The organism is Plectonema radiosum NIES-515, assembly GCF_025753815.1.
Taxonomy (GTDB): domain Bacteria; phylum Cyanobacteriota; class Cyanobacteriia; order Cyanobacteriales; family Nostocaceae; genus Hassallia; species Hassallia radiosum_A.
The window spans coordinates 1-2,848 of sequence record NZ_JAOWRF010000401.1; the positions used below are offsets into that span (position 1 = coordinate 1).

General features: G+C 40.6%; 2 protein-coding genes. Both read left to right on the forward strand.

What is annotated here, in order from left to right; translation table 11 throughout:
- Positions 1-224 precede the first annotated feature (224 nt).
- Entirely contained in the window at positions 225-2,024 is a 1,800-nt protein-coding gene (ftsH, locus tag OGM63_RS28185) for an ATP-dependent zinc metalloprotease FtsH (RefSeq protein ID WP_263749048.1), read from the forward strand.
- A gap of 495 nt (positions 2,025-2,519) precedes the next feature.
- On the forward strand, positions 2,520-2,848 hold a 329-nt coding region (locus OGM63_RS28190; RefSeq protein WP_263749047.1), incomplete at its 3' end, for a hypothetical protein.

A 2,848-nucleotide genomic window follows, 5' to 3' on the forward strand; every position in this document is an offset into this window, starting at 1 on the left:
CCCAGCCGAAAGAGACTTGGAAATGCCTGAAACTGAAAGTTACACTAGATTAAGAAAACAGTGACTTCAATTCTTGCTAAAAGAACAGACATAAAACTAGCGCTCAAGTATGTAGCAGCAGACAAAGGGTAATTATTATGACAAATTTTCACAAAAAGGCATTGACCAAACATCACTCCTCAAAGCGTGTAGCATTGACTGGAGCGCTAGCAGCCAGTTTAATCATGTTGCCAGGAATTTTCGGGAGTACTCCCGCATTAGCGCAAAAAGCAGAGCGCGAAACCCTAATTTATAGTGACTTGCTGAAAGCAACTAAAAACAACCAAGTTGATAAAGTAGAACTTGACGAAGCTGAACAAATTGCCACGGTTTATTTCAAAGGGAAAAAAGATACACCACAAAGAGTAAGGCTTTTGGAGAATAATACAGAGTTAATTAATAAACTCAAAGAGAATAAAGTTGAGTTTGGTGAGGTTTCCTCAGCTAATAGTAGAGCAGCTGTTGGGTTTTTGATTAACTTAATGTGGATTTTGCCGCTACTGGCGTTAATGTTATTATTTCTGCGACGCTCAACTAATGCCTCTAGCCAAGCGATGAACTTCGGCAAATCTAAAGCGCGTTTTCAAATGGAGGCAAAAACAGGAGTAACATTTAACGATGTAGCAGGCATCGAAGAAGCCAAAGAAGAACTGCAAGAAGTCGTTACCTTCCTCAAACAACCGGAAAAATTTACTGCTGTCGGTGCCCGCATTCCCAAAGGAGTGCTGTTGGTTGGACCTCCAGGAACTGGTAAAACTTTATTAGCGAAAGCGATCGCTGGAGAAGCTGGTGTACCTTTCTTCAGTATTTCCGGTTCGGAATTTGTAGAAATGTTTGTAGGTGTTGGTGCATCCCGTGTCCGCGATTTGTTTAAGAAAGCGAAAGAGAACGCTCCTTGTATCATCTTTATCGATGAAATCGACGCCGTAGGCAGACAGCGGGGTGCTGGTATCGGTGGTGGTAACGATGAAAGAGAACAAACCCTCAACCAACTGCTCACGGAGATGGATGGTTTTGAAGGTAATACTGGCATCATTATTATTGCTGCCACCAACCGTCCTGATGTATTAGACGCAGCATTGTTGCGTCCGGGACGCTTTGATCGGCAAGTAATAGTTGATGCACCCGACATGAAAGGACGATTGGAAATTTTACAAGTCCATGCGCGGAATAAGAAAGTAGATAAGAGTGTATCATTAGAAGCGATCGCTCGCCGCACTCCTGGTTTCACTGGCGCCGATTTAGCCAATTTACTCAACGAAGCGGCAATTCTCACCGCTAGACGCCGCAAAGAATCTATTACCCTTTTAGAAATTGATGATGCGGTTGACCGGGTTGTGGCTGGGATGGAAGGTACTCCCCTTGTAGATAGCAAAAGTAAGCGCTTAATTGCTTACCATGAAGTTGGACACGCTTTAGTCGGGACATTACTCAAAGACCATGACCCAGTGCAAAAAGTTACCCTCATCCCACGAGGACAAGCCCAAGGTTTGACTTGGTTTACTCCCAACGAAGAACAAGGCTTAATTTCTCGTTCTCAACTGCTATCCAGAATTACCTCAACTTTAGCAGGTCGCGCCGCTGAAGAAATTGTTTTTGGCAAACCAGAAGTAACCACCGGTGCCGGAGATGATCTGCAAAAAGTTTCTGGAATGGCACGGCAAATGGTGACACGTTTCGGCATGTCTGACTTAGGTCCACTTTCTTTAGAAAATCAAAGCAGCCCAGAGGTTTTCTTAGGACGTGACTGGATGAACAAATCAGAGTATTCTGAAGAAATTGCCGCCAAAATTGATTCACAAGTGCGGGAAATTATCACTCATTGCTACATCAAATCAAAAGAACTGTTGCAAGAAAACCGCACAGCAATGGAGCATCTGGTAGATTTGTTGTCAGACCAAGAGACAATCGAGGGAGATTTATTCCGAAAAATTGTCGGGGAATATACTCAGCTACCTGAACCAACATTAGTTGTGTCTCAATAGATGTTTGGGGGTAGGGTTTCCTCCCCCTTAGTTGTTACGTTCTTTCATATCAGATCCGGCAAATCACACATTAGGTGTTGTCAAGACACCTCTGCGCGGAACGTCTTGACAACATAATAATATTATTCGCAAGTGCGAAGATTAAATAATTTGAAATTTAACCGCTCATTTCCTTGTCAAACCTACAAACGAGTCGGAGCAATGCCTTTTCAATTGTTTCAACAGTAATCGGTTATCAGGGTAAATCATGTAAATTTACTTAAATTTCATACTTGAGAAGTACAAATATTACTATCATAGATACAAATATCTAAAAACAAGTAAACTAGCGTGACTAATATTTAGCATGTTTTTTTATGCATATAGTTAAATTTATGTCAATTACCTCGTAGATATAATTTTGCAGAGTAAATCTGATCTATGTGTTACTTTTACCTATTGTAATGTACAAAGTCGTAGCGGAGCTACTTTTAAATCCATAACAAAGGAAAAATCATGTCAATTAAAGGTGCAGGAAAACTTTTCCAGACACGAGAGCCAGATTTTTGGGCAGAGGTTGCTAAAATTGCGGCTTTAGTTTTCCCAAAAACTAAGTTTCAATTGTTATATCAAACAATTGGAAGTGGTCATGCGGCTTTAGTTCTGCCAAAAAGTCAGTTTCAATTGTTATCTGAAAAAATTGGTAGTGATAATTTATGTATAACTTTTAAAGGAAAACACTTTTCCGAAAATTTTAAGTTGAGGTTTTTTCCCAAAATAAGAACTCTAACTTTATCCGGGTACTACAACGATGGAATGGCTCACTTAATTTATATTCCGGGTAA